Annotated in this window: 18 protein-coding genes and 1 pseudogene; 5 read left to right on the top strand and 14 right to left on the bottom strand. The window is 54.0% G+C overall.

What is annotated here, in order from left to right; translation table 11 throughout:
• Positions 1-108: 108 nt before the first annotated feature.
• A complete protein-coding gene (asr, locus tag KGP21_RS15205) occupies positions 109-399 on the bottom strand; it encodes an acid resistance repetitive basic protein Asr (RefSeq protein WP_021806510.1) in 291 nt (96 codons plus the stop codon).
• Positions 400-1,199: 800 nt separating this feature from the next.
• Here asr and KGP21_RS15200 point away from each other — a divergent pair.
• Positions 1,200-1,538, top strand: a complete 339-nt coding sequence (locus KGP21_RS15200) for a hypothetical protein (RefSeq protein WP_037375967.1) — start codon at positions 1,200-1,202, stop codon at positions 1,536-1,538.
• 326 nt (positions 1,539-1,864) lie between these two features.
• Positions 1,865-2,194: pseudogene (locus KGP21_RS15195) on the top strand (ATP-binding cassette domain-containing protein); the annotation flags it as partial.
• 258 nt (positions 2,195-2,452) lie between these two features.
• On the opposite strand, the gene KGP21_RS15190 reads toward KGP21_RS15195, so the two are convergent.
• The 5 genes from KGP21_RS15190 to folM form a co-directional block, all read right to left on the bottom strand.
• On the bottom strand, positions 2,453-3,253 hold the full coding sequence (locus tag KGP21_RS15190) for an MBL fold metallo-hydrolase (RefSeq protein ID WP_223535579.1): 801 nt from the start codon (positions 3,251-3,253) through the stop codon (positions 2,453-2,455).
• A gap of 71 nt (positions 3,254-3,324) precedes the next feature.
• Positions 3,325-4,821 (bottom strand): carboxypeptidase M32, encoded by a 1,497-nt coding sequence (locus KGP21_RS15185; protein WP_223535576.1) that lies wholly within the window; start codon positions 4,819-4,821, stop codon positions 3,325-3,327.
• A 46-nt stretch (positions 4,822-4,867) separates the two neighbouring features.
• Positions 4,868-6,172, bottom strand: a complete 1,305-nt coding sequence (gene rstB / locus KGP21_RS15180; protein ID WP_021806503.1) for a two-component system sensor histidine kinase RstB — start codon at positions 6,170-6,172, stop codon at positions 4,868-4,870.
• A complete protein-coding gene (gene rstA / locus KGP21_RS15175; protein ID WP_223535573.1) occupies positions 6,169-6,897 on the bottom strand; it encodes a two-component system response regulator RstA in 729 nt (242 codons plus the stop codon). Before rstA ends, rstB begins: the two co-directional genes overlap by 4 nt.
• A 71-nt stretch (positions 6,898-6,968) precedes the next feature.
• Entirely contained in the window at positions 6,969-7,691 is a 723-nt protein-coding gene (folM, locus tag KGP21_RS15170; protein ID WP_223535571.1) for a dihydromonapterin reductase, read from the bottom strand.
• 120 nt (positions 7,692-7,811) lie between these two features.
• On the opposite strand from folM, the gene KGP21_RS15165 reads away from it, so the two are divergent.
• Positions 7,812-8,228, top strand: a complete 417-nt coding sequence (locus tag KGP21_RS15165) for a hypothetical protein (RefSeq protein WP_059200902.1) — start codon at positions 7,812-7,814, stop codon at positions 8,226-8,228.
• Positions 8,229-8,259: 31 nt separating this feature from the next.
• Here the strand turns inward: KGP21_RS15165 and KGP21_RS15160 are convergent, their stop codons facing one another.
• Complete coding sequence (locus KGP21_RS15160) at positions 8,260-9,651, bottom strand: amino acid permease (RefSeq protein ID WP_021806499.1); 1,392 nt, start codon at positions 9,649-9,651, stop codon at positions 8,260-8,262.
• Positions 9,652-9,880: 229 nt separating this feature from the next.
• On the bottom strand, positions 9,881-10,831 hold the full coding sequence (gene ydgH, locus KGP21_RS15155; protein ID WP_021177865.1) for a DUF1471 family protein YdgH: 951 nt from the start codon (positions 10,829-10,831) through the stop codon (positions 9,881-9,883).
• A 538-nt stretch (positions 10,832-11,369) separates the two neighbouring features.
• Here ydgH and pntA point away from each other — a divergent pair.
• Complete coding sequence (gene pntA / locus KGP21_RS15150; RefSeq protein ID WP_071683463.1) at positions 11,370-12,896, top strand: Re/Si-specific NAD(P)(+) transhydrogenase subunit alpha; 1,527 nt, start codon at positions 11,370-11,372, stop codon at positions 12,894-12,896.
• Between the two features lie 12 nt (positions 12,897-12,908).
• Positions 12,909-14,300, top strand: coding sequence for a Re/Si-specific NAD(P)(+) transhydrogenase subunit beta (gene pntB / locus KGP21_RS15145; protein ID WP_021177867.1), 1,392 nt, complete (start codon positions 12,909-12,911; stop codon positions 14,298-14,300).
• A gap of 379 nt (positions 14,301-14,679) precedes the next feature.
• Here the strand turns inward: pntB and araD are convergent, their stop codons facing one another.
• The 6 genes from araD to KGP21_RS15115 all read right to left on the bottom strand — a co-directional run bounded on the left by araD (position 14,680) and on the right by KGP21_RS15115 (position 20,753).
• Positions 14,680-15,381: an L-ribulose-5-phosphate 4-epimerase gene (araD, locus tag KGP21_RS15140; RefSeq protein WP_021806497.1), complete on the bottom strand. Its 702-nt coding sequence runs from the start codon at positions 15,379-15,381 to the stop codon at positions 14,680-14,682.
• A complete protein-coding gene (locus tag KGP21_RS15135) occupies positions 15,375-16,235 on the bottom strand; it encodes an L-ribulose-5-phosphate 3-epimerase (RefSeq protein ID WP_223535569.1) in 861 nt (286 codons plus the stop codon). The genes araD and KGP21_RS15135 overlap by 7 nt, the downstream gene beginning before the upstream one ends.
• A gap of 1 nt (position 16,236) precedes the next feature.
• Positions 16,237-16,893: a 3-keto-L-gulonate-6-phosphate decarboxylase UlaD gene (gene ulaD / locus KGP21_RS15130; protein ID WP_223535566.1), complete on the bottom strand. Its 657-nt coding sequence runs from the start codon at positions 16,891-16,893 to the stop codon at positions 16,237-16,239.
• Positions 16,890-18,383, bottom strand: coding sequence for an FGGY-family carbohydrate kinase (locus tag KGP21_RS15125; protein WP_223535563.1), 1,494 nt, complete (start codon positions 18,381-18,383; stop codon positions 16,890-16,892). The genes ulaD and KGP21_RS15125 overlap by 4 nt, the downstream gene beginning before the upstream one ends.
• Positions 18,380-19,678, bottom strand: a complete 1,299-nt coding sequence (locus KGP21_RS15120) for an MFS transporter (RefSeq protein WP_223535560.1) — start codon at positions 19,676-19,678, stop codon at positions 18,380-18,382. Before KGP21_RS15120 ends, KGP21_RS15125 begins: the two co-directional genes overlap by 4 nt.
• 82 nt (positions 19,679-19,760) lie before the next feature.
• Entirely contained in the window at positions 19,761-20,753 is a 993-nt protein-coding gene (locus tag KGP21_RS15115) for a DUF4862 family protein (protein WP_223535558.1), read from the bottom strand.
• Positions 20,754-20,773: the final 20 nt, after the last annotated feature.

Genomic DNA, 20,773 nt, shown 5'->3' with positions numbered 1-20,773 from the left:
ACCGATAGCGACGCAGCATAGACAACCCCCGATGAAAAAACACCCGGCGAACCGGGTGTTGACAACTCTTATCAAAACAGGTGAGGGGTGCCTCACGCCGGTTGACTATCAGGCTGCCGGAGTTGCTGCTTTGTTGCTGGATTTTTTGTGATGTTTTTTAGCTGCTTGAGCTTTCTGGGCCGGGGCTTTTTTACCGTTGGCATTGTGATGCTTCTTGGCTGCCTGAGCTTTTTGCTCGGTCGTTTTCTTGGCGTGATGTTTTTTCACGTGGGTGGTTTTCGCTGGTGCGGCTTGGGTAGTGGCGGCGGGTGCAGCAGCAGGAGCGGCGGCCTCAGCGGCGAAAGCGATAGATGACAAGCCCATTGCAGCGGCAACAACCAGAGCTAATACTTTTTTCATCGGTAGATCCTCAACTATCTGTTGGTTTGTAACCCCACTGCGGGGCCGTTGAAACAATCTTATGCAAACAGAAGAATACTTTCCGTGAGTGATTGGTTTCGGCGTGTAACCTAATGTACGAGCGATTAGGGGAGGTTATCGCTAGTATATGTGATCGGTCAGGGAGGAGGGGCTAAGCTAGGTGTAAAGTCGAAGTGCGATCGTAGTAGTCGTAGCCGTAATTGCTTCTTATAACTTAGCCATTAGTGGGGATGATGTTGAACGCTGATACGCTGTGAATTCGTGCGTCGATGTGCTTAACGGTAGTAGCTACATCATCCTTTCGATAGCAACTGCTGTTATGCGCTTTGGGATAACAGTATAAGTAAGTTGAGCTTAGTGAGTATGGAGCAGTATTAAAGGGAGATAGGTATTCCGAAATGAAAAAGATAATTCCGATTTATGTTGCAGTTTCAGGTTCCCATCCGTTTTTTCCAGGCGAGACATATCGCGTGCCCGCTCATGCTGAGTAGATTAAAACGAGAGTAATTTAAGGTTTAATTTAATAAAAATCAGTAAGTTGAGTGGCATGAAAATATTGTAAAAAAATAATTTACATAATCCCATCAATGTTTTACTGTATAAGAAATGATCAGTGGGTGAGGGCGTCCAGTTTTTGGCCTTGGTCTATTTAATACAAAGCCAGAGGGCTTAATTTTGTGGTGAAAGCTGGTATGTTAATAAGGTGCTGATGGAAAATGCTGAGGCCTGACCTGCAATCGGCGACTGAAAATTGGACACTCTTTATATGAGGAATAATTATGGAGAGGCTACAATTAATAGCCATTAAGAGGACTGCAATGGGGACGGCCTTTTTTTGTACTGGCCCATATGACTATGATCACGGATTCGATCGTCTGATGTCATGCAAGACACTCGAAGATTTGAGAAGTGTTGTGTTTGGTGACATCTTACTGCATACGTTTTTGGAGCAGAGGAAGGTCGATGAAGTCAAACAGTTTGTTCTCAAGGAAGCGATCCAACTAGTTTCAGCCATAGAGCATGTTTCATGGGATGTCGCTGAAACTTTGTTGCTCCAGGTATTAACTGACGTAACGCGTCAAGTCTTGGGAAATGAGCAGGCTCGAGATATTGTGTGATAAATTTTAGGTCCAGTATGGCTAATGTGGTTTCTTTTAATATAAACAAAAAACCTTGATGTAAATTTAACTTTTTTGTTTTATGCGAAAAGGGAGATTTTATGAAGATAAAAAATTTCACTCACCGCTTCATTAATAACTGGATGCGAATCTCAACATATGTATTCCTTATTTTCTCAGGAGGGAACTTTCTAGGTAATAATCTTAATTCAAATAATATTATTAATCTTTTAACTGTACTATTTGGTTGTTTTTTTGTGGGCTTTGTATTCGTTTTTTTTCAAAAAATGGAGGAAGTAGAAGATGAGAGAAATTAGAGATATAGATTTGCCGAAGAGATGGACGAAGCTTGGATGGTGGAGTGCACCAAGGCTAGCTATATCCACGATGTGATAATGAAAATGCCCATGGGTTACGAAACGTTGATAGGTGAGCTCGGTGAGGGGCTTTCCGGCGGGCAGAAACAACGTATATTCATTGCGCGTGCACTATACCGGAAACCGGGGATTTTATTCATGGATGAAGCAACGAGTTCTCTCGATAGCGAAAGCGAACGTTTCGTAAATGTGGCAATAAAGAGGTTGAATATCACCAGAGTGATAATCGCACATAGGGAAACAACGTTACGAACCGTGGACCGAATGATTTATCTATAAGAAAATGTGGATTGAGCCAATTGAAATTGCGCTAAAATTCTATCGCATGACGGCCGTCCTTTCCGTCAATACTGTATAGCGTAATTATGCTTGGTATCATTAGTTACAACATACATAAGTAGTCGTAAAAACCACGAGCCTGCAACACCTGCGCTCGAGGATAGGGTGTGCACTATGTGGCATCATTAAGCCTAACAGGTAAGAATAAGGCGGGACGCTATTACGGCAGGCGTGTCGGGGCGCAATGCCCCGGAAGATTTACAACAACGAAATCCTATCCCCCGTCGCCGGGCTAATCGTATTAGGCAACCACAGCTGCCCCCAAGAGCCAGTGCAATGGCAGCCCATCACTTTCTCAGGTTTGATTTGTTTGAGAAAACGCTGTACCTGCAATAATCGCAGAGGCGAGGCATATCTCAGGTGAAAGCCGCCAATCAGCGCGTGGATCTTATCGATACCGGTGATCTTCTGGCAGTGCCGTACAATATTGATTATTCCCCGGTGGCCGCAGCCAGTGATGATTATCAGGCCTCGATCGGATTTATAAATCAGCACACCTTCATCGGCGATGTAATCAGGGGATTGTTGCGCATTTTCAATAATGCCGTAGGCTTTGGGGGTAGGCACCTCGATTTCACCGGACCAAAGGAACCGCTCACTGATTTGCACTGGGGCTCTGGTCAGCTCCATGGCGTGGCGCGAGTAATCCACTTCCGGCGATAACCGTTTGATTTTCTTTATCCGGCCCAGAAGATTAACGGCGGCATAGCGCACGTCTTGCACGCCGGGGTGGCAAATGATTCTGCTGTTATCGGGCAACCAGGGGACACCACCGCTGTGATCGTAATGGCCATGAGAGAGCACGGTAGCGGTCAGGTCGTTGAGGCTAATCCCCATTTGAGCCGCATTTTTTAAAAAACTGCCGTCCGGACCGGTATCAAAAAGTACGCTGTCCGATTCATCCTGAACTAGCAGGCTCAACCCGGCTTTGGCGATTAACGCTTTATCCGCCCCGGCAGCCAGGCGATTTTCAAGTAACACATTGATGGTTAAAGTCATGTGGACTCTATTTTGCAAATCCGTACGTTAAGTTATACCAGCAACACCTTAACGTACGGAGGGGGCGGAGATTACAGGTAACGGCTTTCCAGATGCCGGCGGAAATAGCTTGGGTCTAACGTCTTACCCGTGGCGTTGGTGATCAACGTATCGGTAGGGTAACGGCTGGCGTGACGCCAGATATTTTGCTGTAACCAATGGAATAGCTCGGTTAAATTACCGGCAGCAATATCTTCGCTCAGTTTTGGCATTGCGCTGCGTGCACTGTCAAACAGTTGGGCCGCATACATGGCACCCAAGGTGTAAGTTGGGAAGTAACCAAAGGCGCCGTCCGTCCAGTGGATGTCCTGCATACAGCCGTTGCGATAATCGCCCACGGTATCCAAGCCAAGGTAGCTGTGCATCTTCTCATTCCACAGCGCTGGAATGTCCTCTACCTCGATCTCGCCCTCAATCAATGCGCGCTCGATTTCATAGCGTAATATCACATGGGCAGGGTAGCTGACCTCGTCGGCATCGACGCGGATTAGACCCGGCTTCACCCGCTGATTAAGGCGAATAAAGTTGCTCTCTTCCAGGGCCGCTTGTTCACCAAACTGATTGACGATCAGCGGCCGCAGGACTTTCAGGAAGTCACTACCGCGAGCCAGCTGCATTTCAAAGAACAGGCTCTGTGATTCGTGGATCGCCGTCGACCGAGCTTGCGCTACTGGCTGGCCTAGCCACTCACGCGGCAGGTTTTGTTCGTAACGGGCGTGGCCGGTTTCATGCACGATGCCAAGCAGCGCGGTAAGGAACTCTTTCTCGTTGTAGCGAGTGGTGATACGCACATCTTCCGGCACGCCGCCGCAGAACGGATGAGCACTAACGTCAACCCGGCCGCCGTCGAAGTCAAAGCCGAGCAGTTTCATCACGCTCAGGCTCAGCTTACGCTGGGTGTCGACATCGAACGGACCTTGCGGGATCAGGCAAGTCTCCTGTTGCTGTTTGGCGACCACCTTTTGCAATAGGTCGGGCAACCAGGTTTTCAGATCGCCAAAGATACGGTCCAGATCGCTGCTGCGCATGCCAGGCTCATACAGATTGAGCAACGCATCATAACGGCTGACGCCCGCTGCCTGTGCGCGGATCTGCGCCTCTTCACGGCTTAGCTTGACCACCTGGCGTAGGTTATCGCTAAAACCTTCCCAGTCGTTGGCCGGGCGTTGTGCTCGCCAGGCATGTTCGCAGCGCGCACCGGCAAGGGATTTGGCTTCGACCAGCGCTTCTGGCACCAGCACGGCATTGTCATACTGGCGGCGCATTTCGAGCAGGTTGGCACGGTCAAATTCATCTAGCGCTTCTTGTTGCGCGCGGTCGAGCAGTTCACACGTTTTCTGTGCCGTCAGGATTTGATGCTTCAACACGCTCAATTCCGCCAGGGCTTCGGAACGCGCCTTGTTGCCCCCCGGCGGCATCATGGTTTGCATATCCCAGCCGCTGATGGCCGAGAGATGGTCAAAACGCGAAAGGCGGGTGAATAGGGCGCGAAGTTGGCCGTAGGCCGTAGTGGATGATGCAGATGTCATTTGTTCAACTCCATAGTGGATCCGTTGAGCCAACGGGGCCGGATCGTTATGCCGGCTCTGTTTTGGTATCTAAAGGGGGTTTAATCGGCCAGCAGAAGCGGAAACTGGCGCCGCCCAAAGAGCTGGCCTCCACAAAGACCTGGCCTTGATAAGCCACGGCGATGGAATGCACGATCGCCAATCCAAGCCCGCAGCCGCCGGTAGCGCGATCGCGGCTGGGATCGAGGCGGACGAAGGGCTCGAATACCCGTTCGCGCTCTTCTGGCGGAATGCCAGGGCCATCGTCTTCCACCTGCAAGCATGCGGCGTCACCGTCAAACCACAGGCCGACGCGTAAACGCCGTTCGCTATAGCGCAGGCCATTGTTGACCAAGTTGTCCAACACGCGCTCCATCAGCCGCAGATCGACACCGCCAAAGTCACCGACATGCGGGATGTTCAGCTCAATGTCGCGCTCTGGGTGGATCAACTGGATATCGGCCACCTTATCCTGTAGCCAGCCGGGCAAATCGATAGGCTCGATATTTAGCGCGACCTGAGGCCGATCCAGACGCGCATAGGTCAATAGCTCGTCGATCAGGGATTCTAGCTGGCCGATATCCCGATTCAATGCCTGCTGCTCGCCGTCGGTCAGGTTATCGCTCATGGCCAATCGGTAGCGCAGGCGTACCAGCGGAGTCCGTAGCTCATGGGCAATACCGTCAATCAGCTGTTTTTTACTGACAATCAGCGTGTTGACGTTATCGGCCATCTGATTAAAGGCAACGCCAAGCCGGTAAAGGCTCGAGGTGGGTACAAAGTGTGTACGCTCATCGAGATGCCCGGCCCCCAGGCGTTGGGCGGCATTTTCCAGTTTCAGCAAGTCCTGCCAATGCGGGCGCATCCACAGGAACACCGGCAGGGCCAGCGACAAGCCGATAAAAATCAGCAGCACCAAATCCAGGATGCGCATCTGGTGCAGATAAAACAGATAAGGGATGGGGCCAACGACCAGCACGTAGTGGCTACGGGGAATGCGCTGCATAAAGGTGTAGCGATCGTCCAGTGCAATAATCTCTCCCATGTGCAGACGCTTGGTGAGATCTTCATTCAGGTTCTGCTTACCGAGCGGCTCGATATGCAGTTTGAACGATAAGTTTAGATCCAGGGTGGCGATGGTTTTGTTCCAGTCTTTTAGCGGGATCTCCCGCAGTTCGCTGCGCATCAGATACAGCGAACTCTTCATCAGGTCGTCCATCGATTGGCGCCCGGCGCGTTCGGCGGTGACTTTGTAAACCAGTCCAACCAGCATCGCCATTACCAGAAAGCAGACGAACAGCAGTAAAAAGAACTGCACGAACAATTTTCTCATTGTTGCACCGATGCCCAGGCGTTGGGGGCAAACAGATAGCCCTTGTTGCGCACGGTCTTGATGCGAAACGGATCCAGGGCATTGTCATACAGTTTGCGGCGCAGGCGTGAAATGGCCACATCGATGCTGCGATCCATACCGTCGTAGCTGACACCGCGCAGGTTTTGCAGCAACGCTTCACGGGCCATGATTTGCCCGGCATGGGTGGCCAGCTCCCACAGCAGATCGAAATCTGAAGTGGAGAGGGTGACGATTTCTTCCCCCAGCGTCACCTGGCGGTTGACCGGATCGATGCACAACAAACCAAAATGCACGGCATTATGTTGGGTGATGTTCTGCGTTTGCTCTTCTTTTGGCTGGTTGCCACCGTGTTGGCGCAGGTGTAAACGCAGGCGTGCCAGCAGCACCGCAGGCGGCGTGGTTTTCAGGATGTAGTCATGCGCACCCATTTCCAATGACAGGATGTGATTCATATCGCTGTCCAGCGAGGTGAGCAACACGATCGGGCCGGGATAAACCGGGCGCAGATCGCGGCACAGCGTCATGCCGTCCTTGCCGGGCAGCATGATATCCAACAGCACCAGGTCTGGTTGTTCCCGCTCAATACAGGCCTGTGCCGTATCGCCACGGGGTTCGATGATGACGTCGATGTCATGTTTGCCCAGATAGGCGGCAATCAGTTTGCCAACCTCAGGATCGTCTTCTACAAAAACAATTTTAGTCATAATAGGGTGGTTTTATAGGAAAAACGGCATTCAGCATAGCGCGCTGTTCGGTGTTGCGCCATGCCCATTATTTAACGCAGTGGTCGCCCACCGTCTACTCCGTGAGTGCGTCCGGTAACGTAGCGGCTACCCATCAGATAATCCACCAGGTTGACTACCTCACTTTCCCCTGGGGCGATCTGCATCAGGGATTTGGTCAGTGCCTGCTGACGATAGGTTTCATCATCACCGGTGTTGAACATGATCAGCGCCGGGGCGATCGCATTCACTTTGACTTCGGGGGCCAGCTTGCGGGCAAAGGAACGGGTCATATTATCCAGCGCGGCCTTACTGGCGGCATAGGCAATGTGCTTGTCGCTGCCTTTCTCCACCACATAATCCGTCAGGTGGATGATATCGGCACCGGCTTGCCCTTGGCCAAGCAGGCAGGGTTCCAGCAGTTGGTTTAGCAGGTAGGGCGTGTAAACGTGGATCTGGAGCATCGAAGCCATAACCTGTTCCGGCGGAGTATCGGCCGATTCTGCCAACCAGGCACTGGCGTTATGGATCACGGCACGCAGCTTTGGGGCAACCTGTTTTACCTGATCGGCAAAACGATAGATCCCTTCATGGGCAGAGAAGTCACCCTGCAGGCAGATCGCACCAAGGTCTTGGAGTTCGGCTAATGCAGGGTATTCACTGCGATAGGCAATAATGACCGGAAAGCCCCGTTGTAAGAACGACTTGGCCAGAGCCAGCCCAATTCTGCGGGCACCGCCGGTGATCAGCACAGGGGCCGAGTTGTGAGAGACCATCGAGTAAAGCTCCTGAGCAAACTGGCAAATATTAAGGTAATTATGCCATTATACGTCAGAAAGCGGATAACGCTTGCCATCGATAACATTTCAGCACTGGCCACCAGAAGGGTAACGAAGATGAACAACGATCATCTTGCATTCGTCGCGCGCAGTGAGAGAGTCTGTTTTGACTACACCCATTTTTTATCTGCTTCCTGCAAGAAGCAGTGGCGCTTTATAGATGCAATCTATGGTGTGATGCCCATTTTTGGCATGGTCGTGAAATCGCGCGTGGCAGACTCACGCTCGCGTCAGGATCAGTTGAAAGAGTTGGCGTTACAGGTGGTTTCGACGCAGGTCAGCGATGAGGTCAATATTATTCGCCTGATCGATCTGGCTCGGCAGCAGCGTTTGGTGGTGTTTGATATTCAACTGCCGTATCCGCTGGCGGCGGAGCAGTTGGACGCCATTGAGAAAAAGTGCGGCGAATCAGTGCTAGTGACGCAGGTGGGTGAGAGGATCACCATTAACGCCCAACCGGTGCCTGGCAATTAACCGGGTGAGGTCACCCGGTTAATTGAGTCGATCAATGCAACATAAACCATCCGGCCGGGAGGGTTGCAGCCAACAGCAGCATAACGGTGCCTTTCTCTAGTCGGTTGAGCAATTTCACCTCCTGATGTCCACTGCGGGCATACATAAACACCAGCAAGCCAGGTGCATACAGCAGCACCGACATCAACAGGTGCATCAGACCTGAAGCATAGAGTAGCCACAGCCCATACAGGCAGGCACCGCTGGCGGCGAAAATCAGCCGCTTGTCCTGCCGCTGACGGGCCACCTTGAACAGGAAGGCTCCCACCAGGAAATACGGCACCAGGATCATCTCGGAAGCGATGGTCAGCAGCGAATTGTAGTTGCTGCCGGTTAGCCAGATAATTACCAGCGCAATTTGCACCGCACCATTGGTCAACCACAAAGAGGCTGACGGGGCGTGGTTCTGGTTTTGCTTGCGGAAAATTTTGGGGAATGCGCCGTGTTGAGCGGCCAGCAGAGGTACTTCGGCCGCCATGATGGTCCAGCTCAGGTAGGCCCCGCAAACCGAAACGATCAGGCCAGTGGCGATGATCACATCACCCCAAGGGCCGATCAGGTCAACCATCAGCACCGCCATTGACGGGTTGCGCATTTCAGCCAGCTCACTGCGTGGCACCACGCCGAGCGACAGCAGGGTGATCACCAGATACACCGCTAAAGCGGAAATCACGGCCAGCATGGTGGCGCGGCCAACGTCCTTTTTCTGTCTGGCGCGGGCGGAAACTACTACGGCTCCTTCAACACCGATAAACACCCACAGGGTGATCAGCATGGTGTCTTTAACCTGCTGCCAAACTGGCGTACCAAGAGCAACACCGTGGAAATCCAGCGTGAAGGTATCCATGCGGAACGCGATAGCGGCCAGCACGGCAAACAGGCCGAGCGGCAGCAACTTGGCGAGGGTGGCTACCAGATTGATACTGGCCGCCGTTTGCACGCCGCGCAATACCAAGGCGTGGACGATCCACAGCAACAAGGATTCGGCGATCAACGCCTGCCAGGTGTTGCCATCGCCCAGGATCACCGTGCCGCTGCGGTCTGTAAACAGGCTTAGTGCAGCAAACACGATCACCAGATAAGAAACGTTGGCGATCACCGCACACAGCCAGTAACCCCACGCAGAGCAGAAGCCCACCAGTTCGCCAAAGCCTTCTTTGGCGTAGGTGAAGATGCCACCATCCAGGTCGGGGCGCAGGCGGGTCAGTAACAGCATGGCAAACGCCAGGAACAGAATGCCGACGCCGGTGATGGCCCAACCAATCAGCAAGGCCGCCGGGCTGGCAACCTCGGCCATATTCTGCGGCAGGCTAAAGACGCCTGCGCCCAGCATTGAGCTGAGCACCAAGGCGGTTAACGCGGTAAGACCAAGTTTTCTTTCCAATGATGGATCCCGAGACAGAATAAACAACTATGCGTTCCGTGCAGGCCAGCCATAACGTCATGGCAATTACCGCAAGGGCAGGTAATAGAGCTAAAAATTGGCGCAAATTCTAAGGGGAGATGCTTGCAGATGCAATGATTGGTTATGCGCAATGGATAAAAACTTATTCAGCAGCGGCATAAAAAAAGGCTGCACGGTGGCAGCCCTTCGCTCAAGGTGACAGCGGGGATTATTTGAACAGATCGGCGCTGACGGTCAGGTTGCCGCCGCTCTTGTTCTGCCACTGGCGCGTCACATGGTAGTACTTGGCGCCTTTCTCTGCGGCACGTTTCGCCACTTCGGTAGAGACGTCGGTCATGCTGTTGAAGTGGCCGGTAAAGGTCACGGAATCAAACGGCACCATCTGCGCGGCGGTGACGTTATTCACTTCCTGAATTTTTGTGCCGTTCGGCAAGGTTACAGTGTAACGCTGGCCGGTAGAGGTCTGAGTTTCGAAGAAGCGGCCAACGTCGCGGGCTGGTGAGCCGGATGAGGCAACGCCTGGGATCTCGACCTTGGCGGCTTCTGCACCACCAGCAGCCAACATGGCTTTACCGGCTTCAGAATCGGCAGGTACGGCATCCGGGCTTTGCACCACACGCTTCGGCGCATCGGCTTTATAGATGTAAGCGGTGATGAACTGGTTGCCGCCCTGGTTGGCATCCACCTGACGCACGATAAAGAACGAGGCAGCACCTTTCTTCTGTGCGGCTTTGGAGATGGCGTCGTTGATGTCTGGCTGGCTGCGGTAGAAGCCGCTGACGGTGACGGTATCGTAAGGCTCAAGCAGGAAGGCTTCGTCTTTCGGCAGTTCTTTCACGCCGTTAATCACGCGGTATTTGGTCTCTTTGCTGACTTCTGGGGCATCTTTATGATAGACGTCTGCGGTGACGCGCCAGTTGCCGCCATTGTTGCTGTTGTTGATGTCCTGGATATAGAAGGCGTCGGCCCCCATTTTATCTGCACGGCGGGATACGGCATCGGCAGCTTCGTTGATGGCAATAAAACGGCCGGTAATGGTGATGCGATCAAACGGCTTGATGGCCGCTGCTTTCTCAGGAGTTAACTCTTGCGCGGCATGCACAGACAGCGCAGTAAGTGATAACAAGGCTGATGCGATGATCGTGGTCTTCAGCTTCATAAAAAATCCTTTCGCCAAGCGCAGTAACGTTGATAACGTGCTGAACAGTTTAGGTGTAATTCAGCCGCAGATTATGCCATGTAACCTTGGCAGGTGTCTCAGCATTTTATGTGATGCGATGCGACAAAGCCGAGCCACACTAGATGAGCCACGTTGGGCCAACAGGTTATAAGTTTCAATAATAAAGCGTTTAATCTCATTAATGTTAATTATTCACAATTTTATAACTTTTATGCTCGCTGTCCGCGGCTGACAGGAAATGGCTTAGGGCGGGTTCTGCACAATAGTGCGTTGAAAAGGGCCTTCCGGGCAGTTTTTGCATCCAGATTTGAGATTTGTCATAGCCTTAGCTGCATTTTTATGTAAAAACTGACGGGTAAACGTAAGCAATTATGGATCATCGATCACATTTTCAGTAGGTTATAGGTGGCACCTTAATTTGCTGACAGGCAAGGCTGATAAAAAACTTGCCAGCCGGTGCTATCGCTATGGGTAACACGATAATAAACATCATCAGAACAGGTGAGAAGGGAACATTATGCGTATTGGTGTACCAAGAGAACGGTTGGCCAATGAAGCCCGAGTTGCAGCAACGCCGAAAACGGTAGAACAACTGCTGAAACTGGGCTTTACCGTCGCGATCGAAAGCGCGGCGGGAAAACTGGCAAGCTTTGAAGATGCAGCTTATCAAGCCGCAGGGGCGACAATTACCGATACAGCCGATGTGTGGCAATCGGATCTGATCCTGAAGGTTAACGCACCTCTTGAGGAAGAAATTGCGTTAATGCGTGAAGGCAGTACGTTAGTCAGCTTTATCTGGCCGGCACAAAACCCAGAATTGATGGCGAAGCTGGCGGCCCGCAACGTGACCGCTATGGCCATGGATTCCGTGCCACGTATTTCACGTGCGCAGTCCATGGATGCTCTGAGCTCAATGGCCAATATCGCCGGTTATCGCGCTATCGTTGAGGCGGCGCACGAATTCGGGCGTTTCTTCACCGGCCAGATCACCGCCGCCGGTAAAGTTCCCCCGGCCAAAGTGATGATCATTGGTGCTGGGGTTGCTGGCTTGGCCGCTATCGGTGCGGCTGGTAGCCTGGGGGCGATCGTTCGCGCCTTCGACACCCGCCCGGAAGTGAAAGAGCAAGTGCAGAGTATGGGCGCAGAATTCCTCGAGCTGGACTTTGAGGAAGAAGCAGGCAGCGGCGATGGCTATGCCAAAGTGATGTCTGAAGCCTTTATCAAAGCGGAAATGGCGCTGTTTGCCGCTCAGGCAGAGGAAGTAGACATTATCGTCACCACGGCGCTGATCCCTGGCCGCCCGGCACCAAAGCTTATTACCAAAGAGATGGTGGCTTCCATGAAGCCGGGCAGCGTGATTGTCGATCTGGCCGCGCAAACCGGTGGCAACTGTGAGCTGACCGTGGCCGATCAGGTGACCGTTACCGAAAACGGCGTGAAGATTATCGGTTATACCGATCTGCCAAGCCGCTTGCCGACGCAGTCCTCACAGCTATACGGCACCAACCTGGTGAACCTGCTGAAGCTGTTGTCGAAAGAGAAAAACGGCGAAATCAATATCGATTTCGAAGACACCGTGATCCGCGGCGTGACCGTAGTTCGCGATGGCGAAGTTACCTGGCCAGCACCGCCGATCCAGGTCTCCGCCCAGCCTAAGCAGGCTGCCGCCGCGCCAATCGAGAAAGTTGAAAAGAAACCAACCTCACCAATAGTGAAATACGGTCTGATCGCACTGGCGATCATCCTGTTCGGTTGGTTTGCCAATTCGGCACCGAAAGAATTCCTGTCTCACTTTACCGTGTTTGCGCTGGCCTGCGTGGTAGGTTACTACGTGGTCTGGAACGTCAGCCATGCATTGCATACCCCGTTGATGTCGGTCACTAACGCGATCTCAGGGATTATCGTGGTCGGTGCGTTGTTGCAGATTGGTCATGGCGGCTGGGTGAGTTTCCTCTCCTTTGTCGCGGTACTGATCGCCAGCATCAACATTTTTGGTGGATTCACCGTCACTCAGCGCATGCTGAAGATGTTCCGCAAAAACTAAGGGGTAGCAAAAATGTCTGGTGGATTAGTTACAGCTGCATACATTGTTGCCGCTATTCTGTTTATTTTCAGCCTGGCCGGTCTTTCGCGCCATGAAACGTCCAAGCAAGGTAACCTGTTCGGCGTGGCCGGGATGGCGATCGCGTTGATCGCCACCATCCTCGGGCCGGATTCCGGTAACGTGGGCTGGATCATTATCGCGATGATCATCGGTGGTTCCATTGGCGTGTATCTGGCCAAGAAGGTCGAAATGACCGAAATGCCAGAGCTGGTGGCGGTGCTGCACAGCTTTGTGGGTCTGGCTGCGGTGCTGGTCGGCTTCAACAGCTACCTGGATCACGGTACGGTGGCCATGGAACCGGTGATGGAAAATATCCATCTTACCGAAGTGTTCCTCGGCATCTTCATCGGTGCGGTGACCTTTACCGGTTCTATCGTGGCCTTTGGCAAACTGCGCGGCATCATCTCTTCCAAGCCGCTGATGCTGCCTAATCGTCACAAGCTGAACCTGGCTGCTCTGGTGGTTTCCTTCCTGCTGATGGTGCTGTTCGTGCGTACCAACAGCGTTGGTTGGGAAGTGTTCGCACTGCTGATCATGACCGTGATTGCTCTTGGCTTCGGCTGGCATCTGGTGGCGTCAATCGGTGGGGCAGACATGCCGGTGGTAGTGTCGATGCTGAACTCCTACTCCGGTTGGGCAGCAGCGGCGGCAGGCTTTATGCTGAGCAACGATCTGCTGATCGTAACCGGTGCGCTGGTCGGTTCTTCCGGTGCGATCCTGTCGTACATCATGTGTAAAGCGATGAACCGCTCGTTTATCAGCGTGATTGCCGGTGGTTTTGGTACCGATGGTTCCTCAACCGGCGACGCAGAAGAAATGGGCGAATACCGCGAAACCACGGCGGAAGAAGTGGCCGAACAGCTGCGTAACTCCACCTCGGTGATCATCACCCCAGGCTACGGCATGGCGGTGGCGCAGGCGCAGTATCCGGTTGCGGAAATCACCGAGAAGCTGCGCGCGCGCGGCATCAAGGTGCGCTTTGGTATTCACCCGGTGGCGGGTCGTTTACCGGGCCACATGAACGTGCTGCTGGCGGAAGCCCGTGTGCCGTACGATGTGGTGCTGGAAATGGACGAGATCAACGATGACTTCCCGGACACCGATACCGTCCTGGTCATTGGTGCCAACGACACGGTGAACCCGGCGGCGTTGGAAGATCCGCGCAGCCCAATTGCTGGTATGCCGGTGCTGGAAGTGTGGAAAGCGCAAAACGTTATCGCGTTCAAACGCTCGATGAATACCGGCTATGCCGGTGTGCAGAACCCGCTGTTCTTTAAAGAGAACACCCAGATGCTGTTTGGCGATGCCAAGGCCAGCGTGGAAGCGATCCTGCGCGCGCTGTAATATCACTGTAGGAAAAACACAATGCCAGCCACTTTTCAGTGGCTGGCATTTTTTTATCGAACTGACCCCTCACCCTAACCCTCTCCCACAGGGAGAGGGGACCGATCGAGTTGGGCTGAAAGTGTAGTAACTCACTTTGAATGAGCACCGTTCGAGAGTGTTTGAAATTGTATTAACCCACTTTGAATGAGGACCGTTCGAGAGTGTTTGAAATTGTAGTAACCCACTTTGAATGAGGACCGATCGAGTGTGTTTGAAATGGTAGTAATTCACTTTGAAGGAGGAGCGATCGAGTTTGCTGAGATGACCTCTTTACTTCCAAAAGCGCAGGGGCTAACAGCTCCCTCTCCCTGTGGGAGAGGGTTGGGGTGAGGGGATGCTATTGGCCGTAATAGGCGTTCTTGCCATGCTTGCGCAGGTAATGCTTATCCAACAGCACCTGCTGCATGTTGCCAATCCCCGGCGTCAACTGCCGCGAAAAAATCCCCATATAAGCAATTTCTTCCAGTACGACCGCGTTGTGCACTGCGTCATGCGCATCCTTACCCCAGGCAAACGGCCCATGGGCATTGACCAGCACCGCCGGAATGGCGCTTGGGCTGATGCCGCGCTGGCGGAAGGTTTCAATAATCACCTTGCCGGTATCCAGTTCATAATCGTGCTCGATCTCGTCTGCGGTCATCAACCGGGTGCAAGGGATCGCGCCGTAGAAATAGTCGGCATGAGTGGTCCCCCAGGCAGGGATATCCAACCCGGCCTGTGCCCAGATAGTGGCATGGCGTGAATGGGTATGCACGATGCCGCCGATGTCAGCAAACTCGCGGTACAGCGCCAAATGGGTAGCGGTATCTGAAGAAGGCTTCTTGTTACCCTCAACTCGTTGTCCATCGGCCAGATTGACTACCACCATATCCTCCACCTGCATATGCGCATATTCCACGCCGGAAGGCTTGATCACCACCAATCCGCGTTCACGGTCAACGGCACTGACGTTGCCCCAGGTAAAGGTCACCAGCTTGTGGCGCGGAAGGTCGAGGTTGGCCTCCAATACCTGCTGTTTAAGCTGTGGCAGAGTTAGCATGTCATTCCTCCTTGCTGCATTTGTTGTTCAATCCAACGGCGGGCTTGCACGATCTCGGCAACCGGTTCGTCGGCCTTTTCGGTCCACATCTCAATCAGGAAAGCGCCGCGATAGTTGAGCTGCTTCAGCGTGCGGAACAGGGCGATAAAATCCACACAGCCTTCACCGAATGGCACATCGCGGAACTGACCCGGTGACGTCTCAGTGACCGGGAAGGTGTCTTTGAGGTGAATGGCCGCGACGCGGTCAATGCCGAGCTGCAATTCTTGCGCGACGTCGTTACCCCAGGCGCTAAGGTTGCCAACGTCTGGATATACCGTGAACCAAGGAGAAGCCAGTAGGGAGTCCCAGCTTTTCCACTTGCTGATGGAACTCATGAATTCGGTATCCATGATTTCGACCGCCAGCATCACCTGTGCGGCAGCGGCACGTTCCACCGCCCATTGCATACCCTCGGTAAAGCGGGCGAGAGTTCCTTCGTCCTGCTGCTCGTAATAAACGTCATAACCCGCCAACTGAATGGTGCGAATGCCAACGTCTTTGGCCAGTTGGATAGCCTGTTCCATGATCAGATAAGCCTGTTGCCGCGTAGCCTCGTCATGGCTGCCGAACGGGAAACGGCGATGGCCGGAAAGGCACATCGAGGGGATGCTGATGCCGGTTTCCAACATGGCGCTGACCAGCGAAAGACGCTGCTCTTTGCTCCAGCTCAGACGTGCCAGCCGTTCATCACTTTCATCGATCGACATCTCGACAAAATCAAAGCCGCAGGCCTTGGCCAATGCCAGCCGCTCTGGCCAGCTCAGGTGTTTCGGCAGCGCTTTTTCGTAAATTCCCAACGGATGCTGGCGCATATCAAGATCTCCAAATGTCATCAATGGCGGTATGAAACTGACGTGCGGCCACCACCGGATCGGCAGCCTCGGCCAGCGCACGCCCGGCAATAAACGCCGTCACGGCGATGTCTTTAAACAGCGGCAAATCGGCCGGGACGATCCCGCCGGTAACCGAAAGCTCAATCCCCAGATCGGACAGCGCCTTCATGGTGTCCAGATCCTGTTGACCCCAGGTTTGCCCGCTGGCCTGAGCATCGCGGCCACGATGGTAAATCGCCTGTTTGATACCCAGATTGCGCCAGGCTTTGGCATCTTCCAGCGTCCAGCGGCCAAACAGTTCGATCTGGATTTCGCCCCGGTAGCGTTCGGCCACCTCCAGCGCGCTAGCCATGGTGGCCAGGGGAGCTGCACATATCACGGTCATCCAGTCGGCGCCCTGCGAAAAAGCCTGTTCGGCCAGAGTTGCTCCGGCATCGGCCACCTTCAGATCGGCGACCAGCGTATGTTGCGGGCAACGTTCACGCAGGGCGCTCACGGCCCGGATCCCTGAGCTGATGCATAAAATGGTGCCTGCCTCGATGATGTCGACGTACGGATGCAGACGGTCGACCGTTTGCAGAGCGGCATCCAGCCGGGTGTGATCGAGCGCCAGTTGCAGGCGCGGTTTGATGGTCATACAGCCTCCTTGAAATTGCCGTGTTGCAACGTTTGTAGCGTGGCAACCAGCGCCTGATAACGTTGGTATTTGCGGTGGTAAACATCCTGAGCAGCGGGATCTGGCAGAACGGTTTCGATGCGTGGAGCCAATGCCCGCTGCGCGGCGGCAAAGTCGCTAAAAGCGCCGGTACCCACCATGGCGGCCATCGCCGCGCCCAGACAGCCGGTTTCTTCCACCTGCGGCAGCTCGACCGGTAAGCCGCTGACGTCGGCAAACATTTGCATCCAGGGGGCCGATTTAGCTGGCCCCCCGGTGACGCGCAGTGCCTTGGTCTGGGGGAAACATTGCCGCATACGGTTCAGGTGGGTCATATGGCAGAACACCACGCCCTCGAAAATCGCCTGGACCAGATGTTCGCGCTGATGGAAGGCCTGGATGCCGTAGAAGCTGGCACTCAATCCCAGCCCGGCGTTGGAGCCATAAAGGAAGGGGGCAAACAGCAACTGGCTGCCAGCCTTGGGCAGGTCTGCCACCCAGCGGTTGAGTTGCGCGTAGTCGTGCAAGCCCCATTGCTGGCAAAACCACTCCAGATTGGCAGCGGAGGTAGGGCTGGCTTCGTGGACGATGTATTTACCTTGCTCGGCGTGGCGGCCATAAACGAACGGATAGCCGGAGTCGGAAGCGATCGTTGCGGTTATCCCACTGGTGACCGACCAGGTGCCCATCACCGCGTTGAGTCGGGTTTCATCCTGCAACCCGGCACAGAGTGCAGTGGATACCACGTCAAACAAACCGCCCACCACCGGGGTGCCGACTTGCAAGCCGGTCAACGCCGCGGCTTCAGCACTAACGCGCCCGGCGATCTCGGCAGAACCGACAATCGGCGGTAGGGTTGGCACGATCTCGTCGATGCCAAGCAACTGTGCCAGCGCCGGGTCATAACAGCCGCGCTCCATCTGATACAGGTTGGATTCGGAGATATTGGTTTCTTCACAGGCCAGTTCGCCCGTCAGGCAGTAGCGCAGGTAGTCATGCGCCATCAGCACGCTGCCGATCTGTGTGTAGCGCTCGGGTTGATGCTGCTTGATCCAGCGCAGCAACGAAACCGGATGGCCGGTCCATAGCGTCTGGCGAGTCTGCTCGTACAGCGCTTGCGGCATGCCCGCTTGTTGCCAGGCCATCACCTGTGCCAGTGCCCGCTGATCGGAAGACAGAATGGCGTTACCCAGCGGTTTTCCCTGTTTATCCAACAGGAACACGCCTTTGCCCTGGGCCGAAATCCCCAGCCCGTGAACGGCTGCCGCGGTGACACCGTTATGTTCCAACACCTCGCGGATCACGCTGGCGGCGGTTTGCCATAGTGCGGGCATATCCCGTTCCGCCCAGCCAGGCTGTGGGGCGACGATCGCCAAATTACGGCGAGCAATGCCCAGTTCTTTACCTTCGGCGTTATACAATCCGGCCTTGATAAAGGTGCCGCCGCAATCGAGCCCGAGCCAGTATTTCATTGCTCGCTCCCGGCGACCTGGTCGCACCTGTTTGGCAACATCAGCGCCAGCATTGCGGCGATCGCCAGTGAGGCTGCCAGGCTATAAACACCAACGTCCTTGTTGAACAGAGTGATCAGCACGCCGACCATATAGGGGCCGCAGAAACCGCCAAGATTGCCCAAGGCATTGATCACACCGCGTGCGCCACCGGCCACTTCAGCGTTGAATAATTTGGGGGGAATAGTCCAGAACACGCCTGCGGCCGCCTGAATAAACACGCCGCAACCGACTAACGCGGCATAAGACCACCAGATGTGATCTTTCAGCAGTACGGAAAGCGCCATGCAAATAGCAAAGCAGGCCAGCGGCAGGGCAACGAACACTTTGCGTTTACCGGTGCGATCGGACAAGGCGGAAACGATCAGCATGCCGAAAATGGCGCCAATGTAGGGCAGCACGGCAAGCCAGCCCACCTGTTCCATATTGCCGTTGGTCAGGCCCTTCAGAATGGTGGGCAGCCACAGGGTGTAGCCGTAGATCCCGGTTTGGTAGAAGAAGTTAACCAGGATCAGTTGCCACATGATCCGGTCGCCCAGCACGCGCCGCAGCGAAGCATTGCGCACCGTTTTGCCTTTGATCAGCAACTGTTCGTCATGCAGGGTTTTGATCAGGTAGTCTTTTTCAGCCTGTGAGATCCACTTGGCTTCCTGTGGGCGGTTGCTGATGGTGAAACACCATAACGCCATCACCACCAGTGATAGACCACCTTCCACCAGGAACAGCATGCGCCAGTCCCAGGCGGTGATGATCCAGCCGGAGAGCGGGGCGGTGAGGATACCGGCGATCGGCACGAACATGATCACGATGGCATTGGCGCGGCCACGTTCCTTGTCCGGGAACCAGTTGCTGATCATGGTCAGCACTACCGGTAGCATACCGCCTTCTGAAACACCCAGAGCAAAGCGCAGGAACAGCAGTTGGTATTGATTGGTCACCAAACCGGTCAGCACCGAGATCACCGCCCAGGCAAGCAGCGACCAGCCAATAAACTTTTTGCCGTTACCGTTAACCGCCAGCTTGCCGCCGGGCACTTGCAGGAACAGATAACCGATGAAGAAGATGCCGCCCGCCAAGCCGGCCATGGAGGCGGTGATCCCCAATTCAGCGTCCATGCCGCCAGGCATGGCGAAGGCGATATTAACGCGGTCCATATAAGAAATAATGCAGGTGATCAGAATAGGCGGCACAATTCTCAGCCAGCGTAATTTGGGTATGGCCTGATTTTGGCTAACAGCAACAGAAGCAGTATTCATGTTATTGATACCTTCGCATATGTAGGGGGCTCGGAATAAATCCGTATTATTGTTTACCGTTTTATGGGTATTATGTGATGTTCTATCTTATTGGTGTCGTAATTAGGCCGCTGCTTAACGCCAAGGCGTTGATACCATCCTTGATAATAGCGATCCGTTGTTCAATACTCTCTTGTGCCGAGGTGGACAGTAATTTGATACCGGCATAGTTTAATTCTGCCAACGGAGCCTGATTAAATAATTGCCGCGCACTGTCCAGCGTCATTAAGGATTCATGACAAACATAATGACTCCCATCAAATGAAGCAAAGGGTGCATGCGTATCCTCCCATTCGCCATAAGCACCGTGGCTGGCGGTGCCGGAGAACATCAGGGCGCTTAATAACCCTGCCTGTTGACACTGTTTCACCTGTTGTAAAGGCAGGAGGTCATTATGCCCTTCAATAGCAGAGCGGCCCCAGTTGATGGCCAGGGTTAGCGTATCGCCAAAGTGGCGGTTAATCGCCTGTGCCGCGATGATCTCATCTTCCAGCGTCAGGAAACCCTTGCGTGGCTTGGGCCCGGTCAGTGCATCGCAGTGCTCAATCACCAAATCGCATTCCCAGTGCCAACCGGCAATGTCTTCCAACGAGGCAATGAAGGCCTGCCGCGCCGCGGCACTGTCTTTTTCCTGCCGGTTGGGGGCCGATTGAAGCTCCAGGGCTACCACCTGTTGGCGACCGGCGCGATCGTTGGTGCGCTTAACTTTGTCATGTATTGAACGGATATAATCCACCGCTGCCTGGCGCTCCTCCTCATTACGGGCGGCGAGGCCAAAATCCCGCCCGCTGCCGCGTCGTTGCATGGTCCCCATTACTGCTGTAAGCACCAGTTGCCAGTGGCTGGGGATCTGCTTAAGCAAGAAATCGTCACCATAAGGATGCAGTTCGTCCAGGCAAGGCTGCTCCAGCCCACGGATCAGCGGCAGTTCAGTCAGCCGATCCCAGAATTGAACTTCCTTCTCACGTTCGAGCTGATGAAATGAAGGGGCGCAAGGATAAGCACCAATAATAAAGCCCGGCGTTGTGTTTTCCATATTTTTCACCTGATATTATC

This window comes from Serratia sp. JSRIV004 (assembly GCF_019968705.1).
GTDB lineage: Bacteria > Pseudomonadota > Gammaproteobacteria > Enterobacterales > Enterobacteriaceae > Chania > Chania fonticola_B.
The sequence above is the reverse complement of the archived record's forward strand: the minus strand, read 5'-3'. Positions and strand labels throughout refer to the sequence as shown.